The following is an 18,394-nucleotide window of genomic DNA, read 5'->3' as shown; positions in this document are numbered from 1 at the left end:
TGATTAGGGGTCTAAGGCTTCATCCAAAAAGTGCAGGATCGTCCGTTTGGTTTTGAAATAATGGCTCATCAAACTGGCCAGTGTCGCCACAATGGTAATATGCCCTGTCTTTGGAATCACGGCGATATGACTATGATTGCCTTTTTCTCTGAGTGCTTTATCTAGATCAAAACTATTTTCCTTGCCCACCAACTGATCTTGTTCAGCCATCAACAAATAATGCTTAATTTGATTCGGCTCAATAAAGTAATACGGCATCACTTGTTGATACGATACTTTCTGATCAAAAGCATGTTCAGCTAAAGGATCACCCTTGTAGTCAAAGTGATATGGCCCAGCCATCCCCACAATTGCTCTAATATTTTCTTTGTATTTAAAATTTTGTGAATAGGCAGAATACACCACAGACATGACATTAAACGCACCCGCAGAATGTCCCATTAAAATGATGTTATCTGTCGAAATATTTAGCTTGCTCTGATTCTGATTTAAATAATGAATGGCTTGAGCAATATCATCAATAAAGGTCGGGAAGATATGTTCTGGTGCAAGATGGTAGTTAATCACTGCAACATCATAACCTTCACGGGCAAAAGTTTCCCCAATAAACAGATACTCACGTTTGTTACCATGCTGCCAAGAGCCACCATGTACAAATACGATAAGTGGCCTTTGCTTTTTAGGATTTTTAGTTCGATACAGATCCAAACGCTGTCTTGCTTTCAATCCATAGGCAAGATGCTCTTCTTTTTCAAAGGTATCTTTGGGTGTCAGGTAATTGATCGAATAACTGGCAAAATCATAAAGGCGAAACTCCTGATAGAGGTTTTTCGCCTTTATTACATTTTCTTGTACTTGTTGAATAAGTTGCTTCATAAATTAAGGATTAGTTGGAGTAATGGTCGCAGGTTCCGCCTGATCAGGATCAATTGCAACAGGTGTCTCAACTAAAGGCTGTGTAGTCACAGTGCCCACCATTGGTGCTGCTGCTGTTGAACTAGCAACAGTGCCTGAAGGTTGATCCGTGTTGTCGATGAGTGTCACAATTTTAGTCACATTTCCAACTTTTTGTAAGACGTCATCTAAATCTCTTGATTCAGCAGTATTTAAACGTCCCATCACGTACAACACACCATTTTCAGTATGCACTAATACTTTGCTGTCAGATACTACAGGGGCTTTCATCAACAAACCGCGGGTATTTGCAGTCACCGTTGCATCTTGCATGATGGTGTTATAACCGACCTTGTCACCTACCGTAATATAGTTATGTACGGCTTTTACATCTGACATCGAACGTAAGTTATCTTCTGCCAATTGTTTTAAATATGGATCAGGGACTTGTCCAGTCAATAAAACATTGCTGTGGAAACTTTCAATGTTGATACGAGACTGTTTAAAGCGGTGATCTAATTTGTACAAATTAATATTTGCAGTACGCTTGATCGAAGAATCAATAAAAATCTGCCCAAGACTGCGTTCACCACTGTTCGTTCCAACGGGTGAACTTCCTGTGCCACCAGAAATAAAACTAGCACATCCCGATAAACTTGCAGCGCAAAGCAACGTAATCGATAAACGTTTTAACACTTGGCAAGACTCCCTATCTACAAACAAATTTGTTCAATTTTCAATATTTAGCTTTAAATTAGACTTCTTAATTAATCTAAAGTAAATGCGTGTTCAATCCATTGCTGATCATACTGCAATTTTGAAAAATCTGGTTGTACTGTTTTTGCAATTTTCTGTGGAAAATCAAAACAAATCACATCAAAACGACAATCAAAGTCCTCATAATGTGGAGATTTCTGTAAAAACAATTGAGCTGTCTTAATAATTTTACGTTGCTGGGCGAGTGAAACCACCTCATAGGCTTTCGCATAACTTGCTTTCGATCTGGCTTTGACTTCGACAAAAACGAGTTCCTTTTCCCGTTCAACGATTAAGTCAATTTCCCCATAACGTGAATGATAATTCCGCGCTACACATAGATATTGTTGGGACTGTAAAAGAGCAAGTGCTTTCTGTTCAGCCCATTGCCCTAAATCATGTACTGATTGTGACATACCTGCCCGATCTTATTTTAATGCTTGAATACCCTTTTTCTGCTGTTGATAGCAATAAGGTTGGCGATAAACTTTCCCGTCTTTCACATCAATTGCCCCAGTTCGACCTTCAAAGGAAAAGTGTCGATCTGGACTATTTAAAAATTGCTGACTAATACTCCATGCATCACCACCAAAGGCCAATAAGCGTTGAAATGCCATATTTTCTGGTTGTTCTTTATATGCAGCGACTAGGTCTGCCCATTGTCCGTTATATAAAGCTGGTGTATCACAAAAACTGAGTCCCATCGGAATGCTCTTGTCTTGCTCAATACTCAACGCAGTAGCATAAATATTTTTTTCAGGTAAAGGACCTAGTTGCTCTAACCACTGTTGATCGCCCAACAATAACAGCCCTTCTTTACGCGCAAGTTTTTTAGGACGTTCATTGACCACATGAATATCTGAGCCAAATTCAGACATGAGTGCCATCATAAATAGTTCTGTTGCAGATTCAGTTCCAGCTTGACGTAATACCAATAGATTTTTAATTTTGTCTTTCTTCAATAATTGAGTTAATGCAACAGCATCATGCTGTTTTGCCAAACTAAATTGCCATACATTGGTGGTCTGGTTATTCACATCATTTAATGCAATTACAGGAATTGCTGGATTCAGTTGCATCACAGTTTCAATTTCAGGCCGTGCCAATGGCCCAACAATCAGTCGAGTCTTACTGTTGACCCTTTTCTTAAAAATCGTATCGATGTTATTTTTCGCTGAATCTACAAAAATGATTTTTTCTTTGCTGCCAGATGCTGTATAAGCGCTCAAGAAACCACGTTTGATGCTTTGACCAGCTCGCGCCATCGTACCAGATTCGGGTAGAATCACCAGTACGTCCGCATAAACTGGACTCACACATGCCGCCAAACATAGTAGCAGCCAATATTTTTTGTAATACATTAGGGAGTTACCTTTTATGAGTGCTCAATTATTTGTTGTAGCAACCCCGATTGGGCACTTAGATGACATGACCTTTCGTGCAATTGATATTTTAAAATCTGTATCGGTAGTTGCCGCAGAAGACACTCGTCAATCTGCTCAATTATTCAAACATTATAATATCTCAACTCCACTCACAGCGTGTCATGATCACAACGAAAGTAACAAAATTGATCAACTTCTCCAAAGAATGTTAAAAGGAGAAAATGTTGCATTAATCAGTGATGCTGGTACTCCACTGATTAGCGACCCAGGTTTTAAGCTGGTTCGTGCCGCTCAAGAACATGGCATTCGTGTCATTCCAGTACCGGGTGCTTGTGCAGCAATTGCGGCATTAAGTGCAGTGGGTTTACCGAGTGACCGCTTTAGCTTTGAGGGTTTTTTACCATCGAAAGCATCGCAACGAATCAGCCAGCTTGAAAAGCTCAAGGATGAAACCCAGACCTTGATTTTCTACGAAGCACCTCATCGTATTTTGGACAGCATCAAAAATATGGTGCAAGTCTTTGGTGAAGAGCGACCTGTTGGTTTTGCCCGCGAAATTACCAAAACTTTTGAAACCATCAAGAAGATGACTTTAAAAGAATTGGTTACTTTTATCGAAAATGATCACAACCAAGAAAAGGGTGAAATTGTGGTTGTGGTCGGTGGAGCATCTGCGGAAAAAGATATGGAGCAGGATAAACTGGATGCGTTGTTGAAACGTTTATTACAGGATTTATCGGTAAAAGCGGCGTCACAATTGGCTGCTGATTTGACGGGTATAAAAAAGAAAGTGGCGTACCAACGTGCTTTGGAACTCACCCAACAAGATCAATAAAACCTAAGAGGGAGATTTTTTAAATCTCCCCTTATCATCTCAATATGAAATAACAACAATGTGTTTTAGGCCTTAGTCATGATATTAACCTGATCTCGTTTTCTTTCCATTCTCGCCTGCTTAATCACTGCCAAACCAGAAGAAACACCTAAATACGCAATAATAAAGGCTACAAATAAATCAGGGAACATGGTTCCTGTGCCGAATACACCAACAGCTGCGATGATAATGGCGATATTAGCAATCGCATCATTCCGACTACATAACCATACCGAGCGCATATTTGCATCGCCATCACGGAATGCATAGAGCATCAATGCAGAGATAACATTGACAACCAATGCCAGTACACCAATCGCCCCCATAAGCATTGGTTCAGGTGTTACACCTAGCCACCATGACCAGAATACTTTAACAATCACAAAAATACCAAAGGCAGCCATGGTGATTCCTTTGACTAAGGCTGCGGTCGCTCGCCAGTACAAGGTCATGGACAATACAGCTAAAGAAATGGCATAGTTTGCTGCATCACCCGCAAAGTCCAAGGCATCCGCCCAGAGCGACACAGAACGTGCATGTGATCCTCCGATAATTTCGACAAAGAACATCAATGCATTTAAAACTAAAGCAATCCATAAAGCCTTTCTAAACTTTGGACTAATTTTTTGTGTTGGCGAACACGTTGTGTTGCATCCACATCCTGCCATGACTTTTCTCACTGAATATTTTATAGTGATTTAAAACCCTAGAGTAACTCCAGAGTCAAGCATGATCAGTTTTAGCATTGGACAATTAGCAAAAAAGTCAGGTGTATCTGTAGATACGATTCGCTATTACGAAAAAATTGGGTTGCTGGACAAAGCCCAACGAACGGCGGGAAATTACCGTCATTATTCGGAACAAATGCTTTCAGAATTGTTATTTTTAAAACACTGCCGAGAACTGGGCATCACCATACAAGATATTCAAAAGCTTAAGGGTCTAGCCGAAGATCCAAATCAAACCTGCATGGAGGTCGATCATCTGATTGATCAATATCTTGCCGAGGTTTCACAGAAGATTAAGAATCTGGAACATCTCAAACAAGATCTAAGCCATTTAAAACAACAATGTTCACAACATCGTACCATTGAACAATGTGGCATTTTAAAAGAGTTACACCAACCACTTGAGTGTGAACATGAGTCACACCAACATAAAAAAGCACCACAACCGTGATGCTTTTTTATATCAATTCAGACTTAATCTTGATGCTCACCTGGCGGAACTTCAGTAATACGCCCACCACGTGCAAGAAACGCAGCCACTTCATCTTCTAAAGCTTGGCGTTGTTTCTGCTTCGCAGTCACGGTTAAAGTTTCCGCTTCAGCAAGATCAGCGTCATTGGCGCTCGATTCTTCACTCTCTGCACCACTTTCTGCCGCTTTCGCCTCTTCGTCGTCTACAGCAGAATCTTCTGTGTTTTCGTCGTAATCATTCATTTCCGTCATCTTCATCTCCCCACAATGACTCAACTCTCATCATCGCTATTTGGCCATCAGAACTAGGTGGAATTTAGCAAGCTCTTCAGATTTAGCAAAGCACAATATTTGTTAAAACGTACTTTTTATGACCAAATTCACTCTGATTTATAAATGATTGTTTAAAAAATATCTACTATTTTTTAACATGCATATTGTGTGTCTTTCAATGTCCCTAATCCATTGGCTTGTTGCATAAAACGATCCTTAAACCAATCGAACTGTTCAACCTGTTTCAAACCAAAATTTCTTGCCCAAACAAAGGGAAATAATTCTGAACTTTCAATCCATCCAATCGCAGACATACTATGCATCATGGCGTCGTTTTGACCCTTACGTTGGTGTTCATAACGCAATAAAGTCTGTTCGTTGGCCCACACACCACGTTTTAAATCGTGTAGTAACACATCACACAACACAGCGGCATCTAAACAACCAATATTCACACCCTGTCCAGCCAAAGGATGGATCACGTGCGCGGCATCACCAATCAGTGCTAAGCCTGATTTGATGTAGCGTTGCGCTGCACGTGCTTTTAATGGGAATTGTGCTCTAGAACGCACCTCAACCACCTCACCCAACATATGTAGGCTTTCTTGCGTCAATAGTTGCATAAATGCTTGATCGCTGAGTGCTGAATACTCATCAGCATAATCATCTGGTAAAGTCCAAACAATTGATTGCCAATAACCGTTTTCTTGAGGATCAAGACTTGCCATCGGTAAATAAGCCAATGGTCCTGTCGGTAGGAAAATCTGTCGAGCCACATATTGATTCGGGCGCGTGGTTTTAATCGCACAGCTGATCGCAGCCTGCTTATAATCCAGTACATCTAAATCAATATACGCCTGCTCACGTACAAAAGAATTCGCACCATCTGCACCAATCAGCAACTTGGTTTTTAATGTCGTGCCATCTGCCAATTGAATTGACCAGCCTTGCGGAATCTGTTCGATCCGAATGACTTTGACTTGGGTACGATAGTCTTTGAGCTGTTGCAGCATTTTTTGTTGAATCGCAACATTCAAAACACTTGGCTCAACCATTGAACCTAATGCCTGATCTGATTGAGGTTGCTGCTCCGAAGCATGACCAAAATTAATTTCACCATAGCCATTTTTATTCCAGACCTGCATGCCTGAATAGGGCATTTGGCGTGCTAAATCATCCCAGACATCCACTGTTTTGAGTAAATGAATGGTGGCTTGACTGAGTGCCAATACCCTTGGATTCATGACTGACAAAGTTTTATCCTGATCAAGTACAGGTGCAGCATCTAGCACCGTCGCCTGTACCCCACCTTGCGCGAGTAATAAAGCTGTTAAACCGCCAACTAAACCACCACCGACAATAACGACATCTAAGATTTCACTCATGCTTTTAGCCCCATTGCATAATTGGCAACCAAAGGCTTAACACCTGGAATCACATCAAAAGCAATCAATCCTGTATTGCGTAATAATTTGAGGATTGGATTCTGATTACTAAAACCACGCACCACCGAATCACAGAACTTGATTACACGTTGCTGATCTTTCAAACGTGATTGTTCATAGGCCAATAAATTTTCAGGCGCGCCAATATCATCTGATTTTGCTAACTGCTCCATCAGGAACCGAACCAGCACATCTGCATCACGCAAGCACAGGTTAAAACCTTGCCCTGCCACTGGGTGAATGGTATGTGCTGCATTCCCCATCAACACCACACGTCCAACCGCCTGCTTATCTGCTAACACTTGCGACAATGGATAGCTAAAACGTTTGCCTGTTTTTTCAAATTTCCCTGCTCGATCCCCATAGGTTTCCTGTAGAGCATCAAGGAAATGTTGATCATTTTCTTCACCTAACCATTCTGCTTCAGTACCTTTTTTCACAGGCCAAACTACTGAACGGCGGTATTCGCCTGGTAAAGGTAGAAGTGCCAATGGTCCCAACGCACTAAAACGTTCAAAGCCAACCTGCTGGTGCGGCTTAGAAGTCTGTACAGTGGTCACAATCGCGACTTGGTCATAATCATGTTCATCTACACCCACGCCAATGGCTTGGCGGCAGAAAGAATCGCGACCATCAGCAGCAATGACTAACTTGGACTTTAAGGAATGGATATATTCGCCATTACGCATGGCTTCGATTTGTACCTGATCTGCATCTTGCGTCAGTGAAGTTACTTGCACACCATCAATCAACTCAATCAACGGCTGTTGACGCACTTGGGTGAGTAATACTCGACCTAACCAAGCATTTTCAATCACTTGCCCAAAGCTTTCTACTTTTTCTTGCTCTGCAACGAGACGAGCCTTACCAAAACTGCCTTGCTCAGTAATATGCACTTGCAGAATTGGGGTAGCATGTTGTTGTAAGGCTTCCCACAAACCTAACTTTTGGTAAATCTGTACGCTGCGGCGTGATAATGCGGTATTACGCGCATCAAAACTGGAATGATAAGGCGCAACATTTTCATCATCAAAATTCGGATATTTCACAGCTTCTAATAACTTTACTGCGATATTAGATTTTGCCAACATTAAAGCAAGGCTGAGTCCAACCATACCTCCACCGACAATGATGACTTGTTGCTGCATAATATTATTCCTTATCAGTTTTTCATGACTTGATGTTTCGGGACTATCTTACTCTAACTCAAATCAGGATTGGAATTTGTACTTTGTTTGGTCTATGTTTTTAAAATATATTCAAAAGTTGTCTTGGTCATCAAACGAAATAAAAAAGGCCTATCGATCGATAAGCCTTTTCTCAATCTCAACTTAATGGCTTGCCATCAAGCTTTCAATCTCTTCAACAGTTTTCACTACATTCTTGGTCAAAACCAATGGACCATTTTCCGTAACGACAATATCATCTTCGATACGAATCCCGATACCCCGCCATTTTGCATCGACGGTTTCATCATCAGGTGCAACATATAAGCCGGGTTCAACAGTGACCACCATACCTGCTTCATAAACGCGCCAGTCTTCGCCAGTCTTGTATGCACCAACATCATGTACATCCATACCCAACCAATGACCTGTACCATGCATAAAGAACTGACGGAATGCTTCGCTTTCAATCAATTCATCAACATCGCCACTCATCAAACCAAGATCAACCAAACCTTGAGTTAAGATTTTCACTGCAACTTGATGTGGGTATTTATAATGATTGCCAATACGTGTCGCATCAATTGCAGCAAGCTGCGCTTCTAAAACAATATTATATAACGCCTTCTGTTCAGGACTAAACTTACCGTTGACAGGGAATGTACGCGTAATATCTGACGCATAGAATTCATATTCACACGCTGCATCAATAAGTACTAAATCACCATCTTTGAGTGGCTTGTTGTTTTCAACATAATGCAAAATACAGGCATTTTCACCGCCACCAACAATACTGTTATATGACGGTACGCAACCGTTTTTCCCAAAAATATAATTGAGTTCTGCTTCCAGTGCATACTCCATCATCGCAGGTTTAACAGTTTGCATAGCACGAGTATGTGCTTCGGCACTAATATTCGATGCGATCTGCATCAACTCAATTTCTTGGGCTGATTTTTTCAAACGCATTTCATCAACAATACGATCAAGCTGAATCAACTCAGCAGGTGCAGCACTACCTCGCCGCTGTTCTGCATCTGCCTTTTGAATCCACTGACTAACACGTGCATCAAACTCAGCTTGCTGACCAATACGATAGTAAAGACGCTGTTTATTTAGAATTTTTTCGATGATTTCTTCATCTAATAAGTCAATCGCATAAGCTTCATCTGCATCATAAATTTCAATCGCACCATCAATACCAGCACGATAGCCATGCCAGATTTCCATTTCACGATCACGTTCACGGCAGAACAAACTGTAGCTATACTCTTCACCTTCGGCAAAGGTTTCAATAACCGCAACCGCCTCGGGCTCGGCAAATCCAGTGAGATAATAAAAACTACTGTCGGCACGATATTTATAATCAGCATCGCGATTACGATACATTTCTGCTCGTGTCGCAATAATTGCAATGCTATTGCTGCCTATTTTTTTAGCGAGAATATCACGACGTTGTTTAAAATCGGCTTGACTTAATTTCATATAGTCCTTCTGATGAAGATGAATGATTGTAAGTATCTTTATTTATAAGGTGTTAAGGCACCGCCCGAGTTAACTCGGACGATGTGGGGTAAACATTTCTACTACTGTTTGTGGATCAGCTGGATTGTCTTGATTTCTGCTTTTGGCATGAAAGTTTTGCAATAAAGAACTTTCGGCTACAGGAATCTTGGTGCGACCAATCGATAAGCTCACAGGAATCAAGCGTACAAACTCATACAGTTCCTGATAGCTTTCTTCACCTTCTTCATCATTATCCGAGTCTTCGAACTCAACAGCTGCAACATCTTGTAAATGTTCAATCAGCTCTTGTTCCTCAGCACGGATATGACCAGAAGCCAAACCAAAACCCAGTACCACCCCTGCACACCAATCTGCCAAGGCTTGAACACGATCAGCTAGCAAATGGTTGTCATCTGGGAGCATCGGTAAATAATCTAATTCATCATCCGATAAAGCATGTGCCACATCTTCTGCTTCATCGGTTAAACTTTGCAGTGCTTCTGGCTGTAAAGCAGGCACATTCAGGGTGTTTAAGATTTGTGACCATTCATCTTCAGTCGGCGCTTGTGTCACACAAACTATACCAGTTAGTAAACCGTGTAACTCACTTGGGCTTGAAATTTCTTCAATCCCATCAAAATGAGCATTCCATTCTGTCCAACCTGAAATATCGTCTTGCATTCGTTTATCCAACCTCTATACTGCTGTATATATTACCTTTGATTGCAACTCTGTGCGACCTTCGTTATGTTAGAACAATTACAGCGTCTACAAGCGCATATTGGTGTTTTAAAAACACGCTTACATCACTTAGAGCGAGAAAATACTTCGCTCACCGAAGCTAAGCAATTAGCTGAAACGGACCAACATGCACAAATTGTGCAGAAAAATAGCATCATCACGCAAAAGCAGGAAGAAGTTGATAACTTAACTGAACAACTGACTCAGTTACAAGATCAATTTAAACAACTGAATCAAGATGCAACAACTTTAGCGGAACGTTATAGCCGTTTAGAGAAAAGCACCACTGATTTGAAAAATCGCTTTCAAGAAATCTTGGCTGAGCGTAATGACCTACGTGTCAATAAAGAAAAATTACAAGCACAACAACGCCATAGTCAGCAAGAGATTCAAGATTTACAACAAGATCGTGATCGCTTATTACAAAAAAATGAGCTAGCAAAATCTAAAGTCGAGGCTATTATTCAGCGCCTTTCAATTTTAGGCACAGCACAGGATCAGCATGCACAAGAAATTCAGCAGCTTGCTCACCCTAATGCTGAAACCCAAGAGGAGATCTGATCATGAGTGAACCAATCGTTGTCGAACTTCGCTTAATTGAACAGACTTTCCGTCTTAATACGACAGAAGAAAAACGTGAAGAGTTAGAGCGTGCCGCAGAGCTACTTAATCAAAAATTCCATGACATGCGTCGTAGTGCCCCACGAGTTGAACATAATAAGCTTGTGATTATGGTTGCGTTACAGATGGCACAAGAAGTGTTTAGCTTAAATAAATCTTTGCAACAGTACGCTCATTGCGAACGGCTTTTAGAAACTATTCTAGAAGATGTTGAACAAAATATCTGAATGAAAAAAGCCTGAAATGCAAATTTCAGGCTTTTTTATTAAACAAGCTTTCACACAAAAATAATTTTTCCTTTTTATCTTACTCCCATTGTAATTTTTATCACTTCTCTATCTTTTGACCTCAATCAAAGTATTAACATAGAGTCAATTCATATGTTTATTTTTTAAATGTTATTCAGGAAAAAATGAATAATCCTGCTCTTTTCTTGCATAAATGACCTAAACATAAGCTTACACATTGTTAAGCTATACTTACAAATAATATTAGTGGAGTCCTTGCAACATCGTCAGAGTTCACTATAATGCAATCCATCTCTGGAGTACTCGCCAGCCGGTCTGATTCCCCTGAGCCGTGATATCCTTCTTAATTGGAAAGCGTTTCTGAATATTTAGCGTGTATGCCTACCCTGAGTAGGAAACCCAGACAATATACAGCGCTCTCCACCTTGAACCTTAGTGTTCAAGGGTAAAGACATGCAGCGGTACTTCTGGAGATTATTTTTTAATTAAAAAATCGATTTATTTATTATATTTTTCAATTCAGTCACTTCTATTTAACATCTTAACTGTAAACTTAAACTTACAAATCTCTCTATTTTCTCCCCTTGCGACAGCCCCTAATTTCACTATAATTAAAAACATCTCTGAGGTGTACGCCAGCCGGTCTGATTCCCCTGAGCCGTGATATCCTTCTTAATCGGAAAGCGTTTCTGAATATTTAGCGTGTATGCCTACCCTGAGTAGGAAACCCAGATAATATACAGCGCTCTCCACCTTGAACCTTAGTGTTCAAGGGTAAAGACATGCAGCGGCATTTTGGAGACCCATATTTGATTTCAAATAACGATTTATCCTGTTTTTAGATTTTATAATCTTATTAAACTTAATTTTCTAATTGTTAGTAAAACATACAAATCACAATATTTAACTCTTGTGGTCGTTGTTGATTTAACTATAATAGGAAACATCTCTAGGGTGTTCGCCAGTACGTCTATTCCCCTGCCGATACTTAAATTTATGGATGTGTTCTGTGTATTTTGAGTGTATGCCTGCCTCGAGTAGGAAACCCATTAAGTATGCGTCACCTCCACCTTGAACTCATCGGGTTCAGGGTAACGACCATGCAGCGGCACCTCTGGAGTATCTTTTTTAAATATAATTAAAATAATAATTTAACTTCTAATTATATCTTTAATAAAGCATTTATCTCGAATGAACCTTATGCTTTTAACAGTCCCCATTAATTATTTTTATAATAATTCATCACTATCGATTAAATATTGATTTAAAAATGCTGTGAAAGAATCTGCAATTTTTACTTTTTCTACCCCTCCCACTTGATATACAACACCATCCAAACCAAGCTGATCGAGTTGTACCACATACCCCCAACACCAGACTAGATAGTCCGAAAATACAAAACAGTTCGGATATAAATACTTATCTTTATCATAGTAGCTTGAAATACTTTCGAATAATTGAAAGTCAGCCAGCGACAAAAATGTAAAATAGTTATCATCCATATCTCGGTTAGCTATACCATTAAACTCTAAGAAGTAAGTTCTTAAAATTGGCGATAATTTGACTTGATACTTGTATTCAAAAGCCAAAATTTCCTGCCATGTTGCCGGTGTATTCAAGCTTACATTCTGTTTTTGTAATTTACTTTTAATCTTATTAATCACATCCATGATTTACTCTAATAGATATCAATCTAAATAAAGTAAATCATTTCTGCAGACTCAATGATCAATTCTTTGGATATGACTTATCACTCATCTTTCAAAGCACATTCATAATTGCTTGGGTCTTGTGAACAACGTACCTGTTTCAACAACTTCATCATATCTTTGTCGTAAAAACCTTCTTTGGTCATTTGAATCCTCGCTTCACGCATCAATCGAACATAACCAGGTTTGTCGCTTTCATTCAATTTCAACCAAAATTTATCAGGAATTTTTGCTTCAATCTTGTCGACAAATTCAAATGCAGGATTTAACTGCTTAGAAATGACTTCACGTGCAATCGATCCCATACCTGCTGGAAACTTATTACGGTGCATAATCAGCGTCCCTGTCACTTGAATCACAGGAAATTTAATAATCCCACCGACGGCCTTGCCTGATTTATCAGTCATGCCTTTTTGCAATTCAAGTGGCTCAAATAAAATGGCTGGACCTGCCATAATATCGACTTCTTTATTATTAAATTTCCCACCCACAGTTACCAAATCAACAGAGACAGGTTGAGCACCAACGTTCTGTACCAATTTCTTTTGGGTCTCATCAAATTGGAACACGGCAACTTTCTTACCTGCGGCTTTTGCCAAGGTATTAATATTACGATCTGTGACCATGATATAGGCTGCACCTAACGGTACAATTCCAACCACTTCATAATCATTATTTGTCATCTTTTCATCAAATTTTGGATTAGCCAAAACCTGAATCACTGAACTGAGCTGCTTATAGGTTTGTAATGCACCTATCGCATCGACACTGCCCACAAACTTATTAAACTGTTTTGCACGTAAATTACTAATTCCAGCCCCATCACAACGTTTACTACGGAAATCTTCAGTTAATACAGCTTCATTGGTATAGACCTTGAGATTGACCACAGTCGATGCCTGTTTTTTCAATTTTGGGTAATCAAAGTCTAATTTGAATTGTAAATGCGAAGGACGTGTCACGTTCATGTTTACACCAAACTGTTTGGCTACACGGACGATACTTGGAATTTCTGTGATGTAACTGGTTGCTTGCTCAAATGCTTCACTATGCTCACCATTTGGAGAAAACACGCATAAAGTGACTTGTTTAGGAATCTGTTGCCAAGTTTTGGGATCGTTTAATAATTGCTTAACTTTATTTTGTGAATGCGGAGAAAGCGTTAAATCTAGTTTCCCTTCGGGCGCAGCATAACTTGGACTTATCACCCCAAATGATGATGCCAAGATACATGACACAGCGAAAGGCCTCAAAAATGTCGTGAATTTATTATTTTGCATCACCTGTTCCATCCTTAGCTATTTCCCAATAGTTTTATTCAAATTAAGGATAAAGCATAGAAATAGAATTGACTGCTTTTCTTTGGATGGTGTCAATTGAGTCAAAATACAAAAAAATATTGACTATACGAGAATAAACATCCAAATCACAGAATTGCACTATAAAAATAAACCATTGAATAATAAAATTTTATGACCAATTTTTCGACTCAGATGCGATTCTTCTCAGCTTAAATAAACGACCAAACGACATTTTCATCTTGTCGCTTTAATAGAAAATTGGTCTGATAATCATCTTCGACCACAATGTGTTGATTCGAGATCATCTTTACTTTTAGTAATGTGTCATTTTCATAAACTAAATCATTTTTGCCTTCTTTGGTGAGGACAAGTATCTGATCGAGTACAATAAGTTCTTTAGAATCCAACATTGTTTTTCCCTCTATAAAACTGCTTTAAAAAATTTGAATATTTTTATCAAGCCAAGAAGTGAAACCACTCTCGTTACTTACCCCACAAATATTCAATCTAATTATTTAGATACATGAAACTGACATCTGAAAATGTTATTTCATGCGGCGTATATTAGATCACTTTTTAAACAAAATTAAAGCAAATTGTCAGACAGTTCACAAAAATTATTATTTATGCAGAATAAAACCAGAAAATTAAAAACCGCATAAAATCAATAAATTAAAACAAAAAGGAAGATTAAAAAAATAGACAAATATTAATGCCACTTATAGCAAAGTACTGAACACCGTTCAAATTAAGGAGAGTTTTTTACCATCAGGTATTACACGGGAATAAAAAAGGCCACCCTTAAGCAGCCATTTCTTATTGAATAAATTTACCAGCTTATATTTACACGTCGATTTGGAGCTAAGCAGCCTACAAGTTGACTATTTGCCCTATGTCCAGCACATTGCTGGTATAGATCCGTTTGGCTATTAGCTTGAATTTGAATGCGATTCGCATCAACCCCTTCATTGACCAACAGCTTAGCAACGGTATTGGCACGTTGTGCTGATAATTGATGGTTATAGGCAAATTTACCTAAAGGATCTGCAAAGCCAGCAACAATTACAGGGCTATTCGCTGGCGCTTGTTTGATCCGTTGTGCAATTGCTGCCACTGAACTAGGTCCCTGTTCAATTGCATTGGCATTTGAACGATCAAATGCAAAAAATACACTTGATGAACGTAGACTATTTAAATTGGTATCTGCTGGAACTTGATTATTCGCTCCCCAAGCCATTAAACCTTCACAGGCCTCGCCTTTCCACGATAAGCGTTCTGATAATGCTTGCTTGTCAAAGTCTACACGCAACTGACAACGTAAATAATCTTGGCTATTCGGCTGACGAACATCTAATACGTAGTTCCAAGTTTTAACAAAGAACAGACCCTCACTAAATTGAGGATTTCCCAATACATGTCGGATTTGGTCTTTGGTTAAACCTGTTCCTAAACGAGCAACATTATCGTATTCATAACGCTGCACTTGTTTGAGATAGCTCTTTTCAACTGCTGGAAATTTGATTTCCTCTTGTTGAACAACAACTTCATCATCTGCTGCAAATGTCACCATTGCGAAAGAAGATGTGATCCCGATAACCAATGCTTTTATCATATTTTTCATATTTTAACTCTCTTTATCTATTGGAGATGAGGAGAGCCTAAGGGCTCTCCTACATAACGAGTCCCTTAGTCAATTACGCCACTGATACCGATACGTACGCTTGGATCACCTTGTGATGCAGCAGCTACACCACCCGTGATTGACCAACGACCATTATCTGCAGTCTTACGTAAGGTTACGCCGACTGCATTTTCACCACCATGATAAGAAGCACCTGCTGAGTAAGTATATTTGCCAGCGATATATGGTGCAGCTTCCAATGCCATTGCCGCGGCAATACCAGCATTGGCTTTTTTCTCTACGTCATCAATACGTTGATTGGTTGAGTAGAATGCTTGCTCAAGACGATTACTTACATTGTCAATTTTACTATTCAATGCTTGATCGGCTTTGTTTAAAGCATCAACTGCTCCGCCAACATTGTTGTAATCTTTGCCCCCAACATTGTAGGTTGGGTTGGTGAAACTATTGGTAATGTTGTCATAACCAGCTCCGCCGCCTAAGAATTCAACAACTTTTTTGTTTGTTGCATTCAACTGAGAGCCATTCACCGCATCTTTGGATGTCGCACTAATTGCACCATCTTTAACGCCAGTTACAACACGATCACCATCTTTACCAGCCACATTGACACTTGTACCACCAGTGTCTTTACCAACCGTAATTTCACCATTGGCAGTCTGCTGTTGAACCAGACCAGACTTACCGTTGTTAATGTTACTAATGTTGTTATTAATGTTCTGAATATCAGTTGAGTTTTGATCAACTTGCTTCTGAACATTCCACAACTGACCACCATTCACAGCATCTTTAGAACCCTGAGCAACAGTACCATCTTTCACATTGGTAATCGTGGTGCCATTGGCTCCACCACCCAATGTAACCTTGTCTTTGTTGGCATCGTCGTATTTCACTGCATTATTAGCAAGCTCATTCACAGTGTTATTCACATTGCTGATTGCGCTATCCAATTGACCTTTGTTTACTGCATCAGTTGCTTTCGTACCTGCTGCAACATTGATAACTTGCTTATTGCCTGCATCAATGCCTTTAGTCGTCACACTTGGACCACCATCAATGATTAATCCAGTGTTGTTTAACACAACCGTATTATTACCAATTGTGATACCAGCATTATTCAGAACAGTATCACCTGCTTTCACAGAATCAACAGTTAAGTCTTTTGCTGTTGCAACTTCATAGTTATCAGAGCCATCTGCATTTTTGCTCTTATTCACAACAATATTCTGACCATTGGTTACAGTCGTTTTCGATGTTGTTCCTACAGAGCCAATCGCTTTGTCAAGTGCCGTTAATGCATCGCCAACATTGGTTTGATTACCTTGGGCTACATTATAAGTCGGTCCTGTAATTGTACCGTCATTATTAACTTTAGCACCGCCACCCAAACTATCTACAAGCGCAGTTTGAGTCTTGACAACTTGGTTACCCACAGCTTTCAACTGAGCAACATTCACGGCATCGGCATCGTCACTACCTGCTGCAACACCCGTGATTTGACGATAAATACCACTCGCCGCATCACCCACTGCAACTGCACCAGTAGTTGAAGTTGTTTTATCAATTGCTGTCTTATCTGCACTTGTGATAGCAGATAATGCATAACCCGCAACACCCGCACCCGTTGTCGCTGCTGAACCATTACCCAACACAACTGATCCAGCTACTGTTTTGGTTACATTGTTACCAAGGACAAAAGTATCATTTGTAAGCACTTGATTATTGTTACCCACAGAATAACTGTTCGCACCATCAACAATTGTTGGATCACCGATTGCACCAGAGTGATCACCTTTCACTTTGTTACCAGTACCAATGCTGATTGATTGTAATCCAGATGCCTCGGCACCTTGACCAATTGCAATTGACTCTTTTCCTCCAGCCTTACTGTTATGACCTAAAGCAACTGCACTGTCTGCACCAGTTGAAACAATTGCATTTACACCAATCGCAGTAGAGTTGATACCACCTGCACTTGAGTCATTGGTTGCTCCTAAATCGCCTTTAGAAGTATCCGCATTGGTATGGAAGAATTTAATACCATCGGTATTCATCTTCTGTACCGTTTGACCAATCGTCAGGCGATCCGTCGTTTCTTGACCTTGCTTATCGTAGGTTAAGAACAATGAATCTTGATTCTTGTTATCTGGATTTTTATTTACAACCTGATCAATGATATTCACCTTGTTGCCATTACCATCAACAACTTCAGTGATGTTATTACTGATCGCAACTTTCAATTGCTCTTCAGTTGCAGCTCTACCTTTAGTTGCAAAATCACCTGCCGTAATGTCTTTATTGCTCAAGCCTTCAATTGTATTGCTTGATTTATCAACAACTACATTACCTACAGTCACTTTGTCGAAGGTCACATCTTTCGCTGTCGATACTTGATAGTTGCTTGAACCATCTGCATTGGTCGTTGGGGTTACAACAACGTTATCTCCAGCTGTAACCGTTGTTTTCGCTTTGGTTGCTGCATCTTTAACGCTGGTGATCGCACCATCAATCGTGTTCGAGCCTGTGCCACCAATATTATTTGTGGTGATTGCTCCCGTCGTTGCATCAATCGTCGTATTGCCACCTACAATATTCTTCACATTGTTAGCGGTGTTGAATAATTGGCTACCATTA

General features: G+C 39.8%; 19 protein-coding genes and 3 other RNA genes. 7 read left to right on the top strand and 15 right to left on the bottom strand.

What is annotated here, in order from left to right:
• Positions 1-3 precede the first annotated feature (3 nt).
• The 4 genes from F885_RS15145 to F885_RS15160 all read right to left on the bottom strand — a co-directional run bounded on the left by F885_RS15145 (position 4) and on the right by F885_RS15160 (position 3,011).
• Positions 4-876, bottom strand: a complete 873-nt coding sequence (locus F885_RS15145) for an alpha/beta hydrolase (RefSeq protein ID WP_005202371.1) — start codon at positions 874-876, stop codon at positions 4-6.
• A gap of 3 nt (positions 877-879) precedes the next feature.
• A complete protein-coding gene (locus F885_RS15150) occupies positions 880-1,590 on the bottom strand; it encodes a BON domain-containing protein (protein WP_004808582.1) in 711 nt (236 codons plus the stop codon).
• 71 nt (positions 1,591-1,661) lie between these two features.
• On the bottom strand, positions 1,662-2,066 hold the full coding sequence (locus F885_RS15155; protein ID WP_005202369.1) for a YraN family protein: 405 nt from the start codon (positions 2,064-2,066) through the stop codon (positions 1,662-1,664).
• Positions 2,067-2,078: 12 nt separating this feature from the next.
• Positions 2,079-3,011 (bottom strand): penicillin-binding protein activator, encoded by a 933-nt coding sequence (locus tag F885_RS15160; RefSeq protein WP_005202366.1) that lies wholly within the window; start codon positions 3,009-3,011, stop codon positions 2,079-2,081.
• A gap of 16 nt (positions 3,012-3,027) precedes the next feature.
• Between F885_RS15160 and rsmI the strand changes: the two genes are divergently transcribed.
• Entirely contained in the window at positions 3,028-3,870 is an 843-nt protein-coding gene (rsmI, locus tag F885_RS15165) for a 16S rRNA (cytidine(1402)-2'-O)-methyltransferase (RefSeq protein WP_005202365.1), read from the top strand.
• 65 nt (positions 3,871-3,935) lie between these two features.
• On the opposite strand, the gene F885_RS15170 is transcribed toward rsmI, so the two are convergent.
• The gene (locus F885_RS15170; RefSeq protein WP_005202363.1) at positions 3,936-4,577 is read right to left on the bottom strand and encodes a cation efflux transmembrane domain-containing protein; all 642 of its coding nucleotides are present in this window, start codon (positions 4,575-4,577) and stop codon (positions 3,936-3,938) included.
• 61 nt (positions 4,578-4,638) lie between these two features.
• On the opposite strand from F885_RS15170, the gene F885_RS15175 reads away from it, so the two are divergent.
• Positions 4,639-5,088 carry a MerR family transcriptional regulator gene (locus F885_RS15175; RefSeq protein ID WP_005202360.1) on the top strand — a complete coding sequence of 150 codons (450 nt, stop codon included), beginning with the start codon at positions 4,639-4,641 and terminating at the stop codon, positions 5,086-5,088.
• Positions 5,089-5,111: 23 nt separating this feature from the next.
• Here the strand turns inward: F885_RS15175 and F885_RS15180 are convergent, their stop codons facing one another.
• The 5 genes from F885_RS15180 to F885_RS15200 all read right to left on the bottom strand — a co-directional run bounded on the left by F885_RS15180 (position 5,112) and on the right by F885_RS15200 (position 10,179).
• A complete protein-coding gene (locus F885_RS15180) occupies positions 5,112-5,360 on the bottom strand; it encodes a hypothetical protein (RefSeq protein ID WP_005202358.1) in 249 nt (82 codons plus the stop codon).
• A gap of 173 nt (positions 5,361-5,533) precedes the next feature.
• Positions 5,534-6,766, bottom strand: coding sequence for an FAD-dependent monooxygenase (locus F885_RS15185; RefSeq protein ID WP_005202356.1), 1,233 nt, complete (start codon positions 6,764-6,766; stop codon positions 5,534-5,536).
• Positions 6,763-7,974, bottom strand: coding sequence for a 2-octaprenyl-6-methoxyphenyl hydroxylase (gene ubiH, locus F885_RS15190; RefSeq protein WP_005202354.1), 1,212 nt, complete (start codon positions 7,972-7,974; stop codon positions 6,763-6,765). The genes F885_RS15185 and ubiH overlap by 4 nt, the downstream gene beginning before the upstream one ends.
• A gap of 183 nt (positions 7,975-8,157) precedes the next feature.
• Positions 8,158-9,477 (bottom strand): Xaa-Pro aminopeptidase, encoded by a 1,320-nt coding sequence (gene pepP / locus F885_RS15195; RefSeq protein WP_005202353.1) that lies wholly within the window; start codon positions 9,475-9,477, stop codon positions 8,158-8,160.
• Between the two features lie 69 nt (positions 9,478-9,546).
• Positions 9,547-10,179: a UPF0149 family protein gene (locus tag F885_RS15200; RefSeq protein WP_005202352.1), complete on the bottom strand. Its 633-nt coding sequence runs from the start codon at positions 10,177-10,179 to the stop codon at positions 9,547-9,549.
• Between the two features lie 66 nt (positions 10,180-10,245).
• Here F885_RS15200 and F885_RS15205 point away from each other — a divergent pair, with 66 nt between their 5' ends.
• From F885_RS15205 to ssrS (F885_RS20555), 5 genes are all read left to right on the top strand, one after another.
• Complete coding sequence (locus F885_RS15205; protein WP_004808598.1) at positions 10,246-10,800, top strand: hypothetical protein; 555 nt, start codon at positions 10,246-10,248, stop codon at positions 10,798-10,800.
• A gap of 2 nt (positions 10,801-10,802) precedes the next feature.
• On the top strand, positions 10,803-11,087 hold the full coding sequence (locus F885_RS15210) for a cell division protein ZapA (protein WP_005202351.1): 285 nt from the start codon (positions 10,803-10,805) through the stop codon (positions 11,085-11,087).
• Between the two features lie 309 nt (positions 11,088-11,396).
• Positions 11,397-11,586, top strand: a non-coding RNA gene (gene ssrS, locus F885_RS20565) — 6S RNA.
• 139 nt (positions 11,587-11,725) lie between these two features.
• Positions 11,726-11,914: non-coding RNA, 6S RNA (gene ssrS, locus F885_RS20560), on the top strand.
• Positions 11,915-12,051: 137 nt separating this feature from the next.
• Positions 12,052-12,233, top strand: a non-coding RNA gene (ssrS, locus tag F885_RS20555) — 6S RNA.
• A gap of 104 nt (positions 12,234-12,337) precedes the next feature.
• Here ssrS (F885_RS20555) and F885_RS15215 read toward each other — a convergent pair.
• The 5 genes from F885_RS15215 to F885_RS15235 form a co-directional block, all read right to left on the bottom strand.
• Entirely contained in the window at positions 12,338-12,778 is a 441-nt protein-coding gene (locus tag F885_RS15215) for an SMI1/KNR4 family protein (RefSeq protein WP_005202350.1), read from the bottom strand.
• An 80-nt stretch (positions 12,779-12,858) separates the two neighbouring features.
• Positions 12,859-14,097, bottom strand: a complete 1,239-nt coding sequence (locus F885_RS15220; RefSeq protein WP_005202349.1) for a putative solute-binding protein — start codon at positions 14,095-14,097, stop codon at positions 12,859-12,861.
• A 230-nt stretch (positions 14,098-14,327) separates the two neighbouring features.
• Positions 14,328-14,528 carry a hypothetical protein gene (locus F885_RS15225; RefSeq protein WP_004808602.1) on the bottom strand — a complete coding sequence of 67 codons (201 nt, stop codon included), beginning with the start codon at positions 14,526-14,528 and terminating at the stop codon, positions 14,328-14,330.
• A 419-nt stretch (positions 14,529-14,947) separates the two neighbouring features.
• Positions 14,948-15,739, bottom strand: a complete 792-nt coding sequence (gene tpgA, locus F885_RS15230; RefSeq protein WP_005202348.1) for a trimeric autotransporter adhesin/peptidogylcan-associated protein TpgA — start codon at positions 15,737-15,739, stop codon at positions 14,948-14,950.
• Between the two features lie 65 nt (positions 15,740-15,804).
• Positions 15,805-18,394, bottom strand: a 2,590-nt coding sequence (locus F885_RS15235) for a YadA-like family protein (protein ID WP_005314236.1), incomplete at its 5' end; no start/stop codon positions are given.

It is taken from the genome of Acinetobacter higginsii (assembly GCF_000369845.1).
GTDB lineage: Bacteria > Pseudomonadota > Gammaproteobacteria > Pseudomonadales > Moraxellaceae > Acinetobacter > Acinetobacter higginsii.
This window is presented reverse-complemented; position numbering and strand designations above follow the sequence as displayed.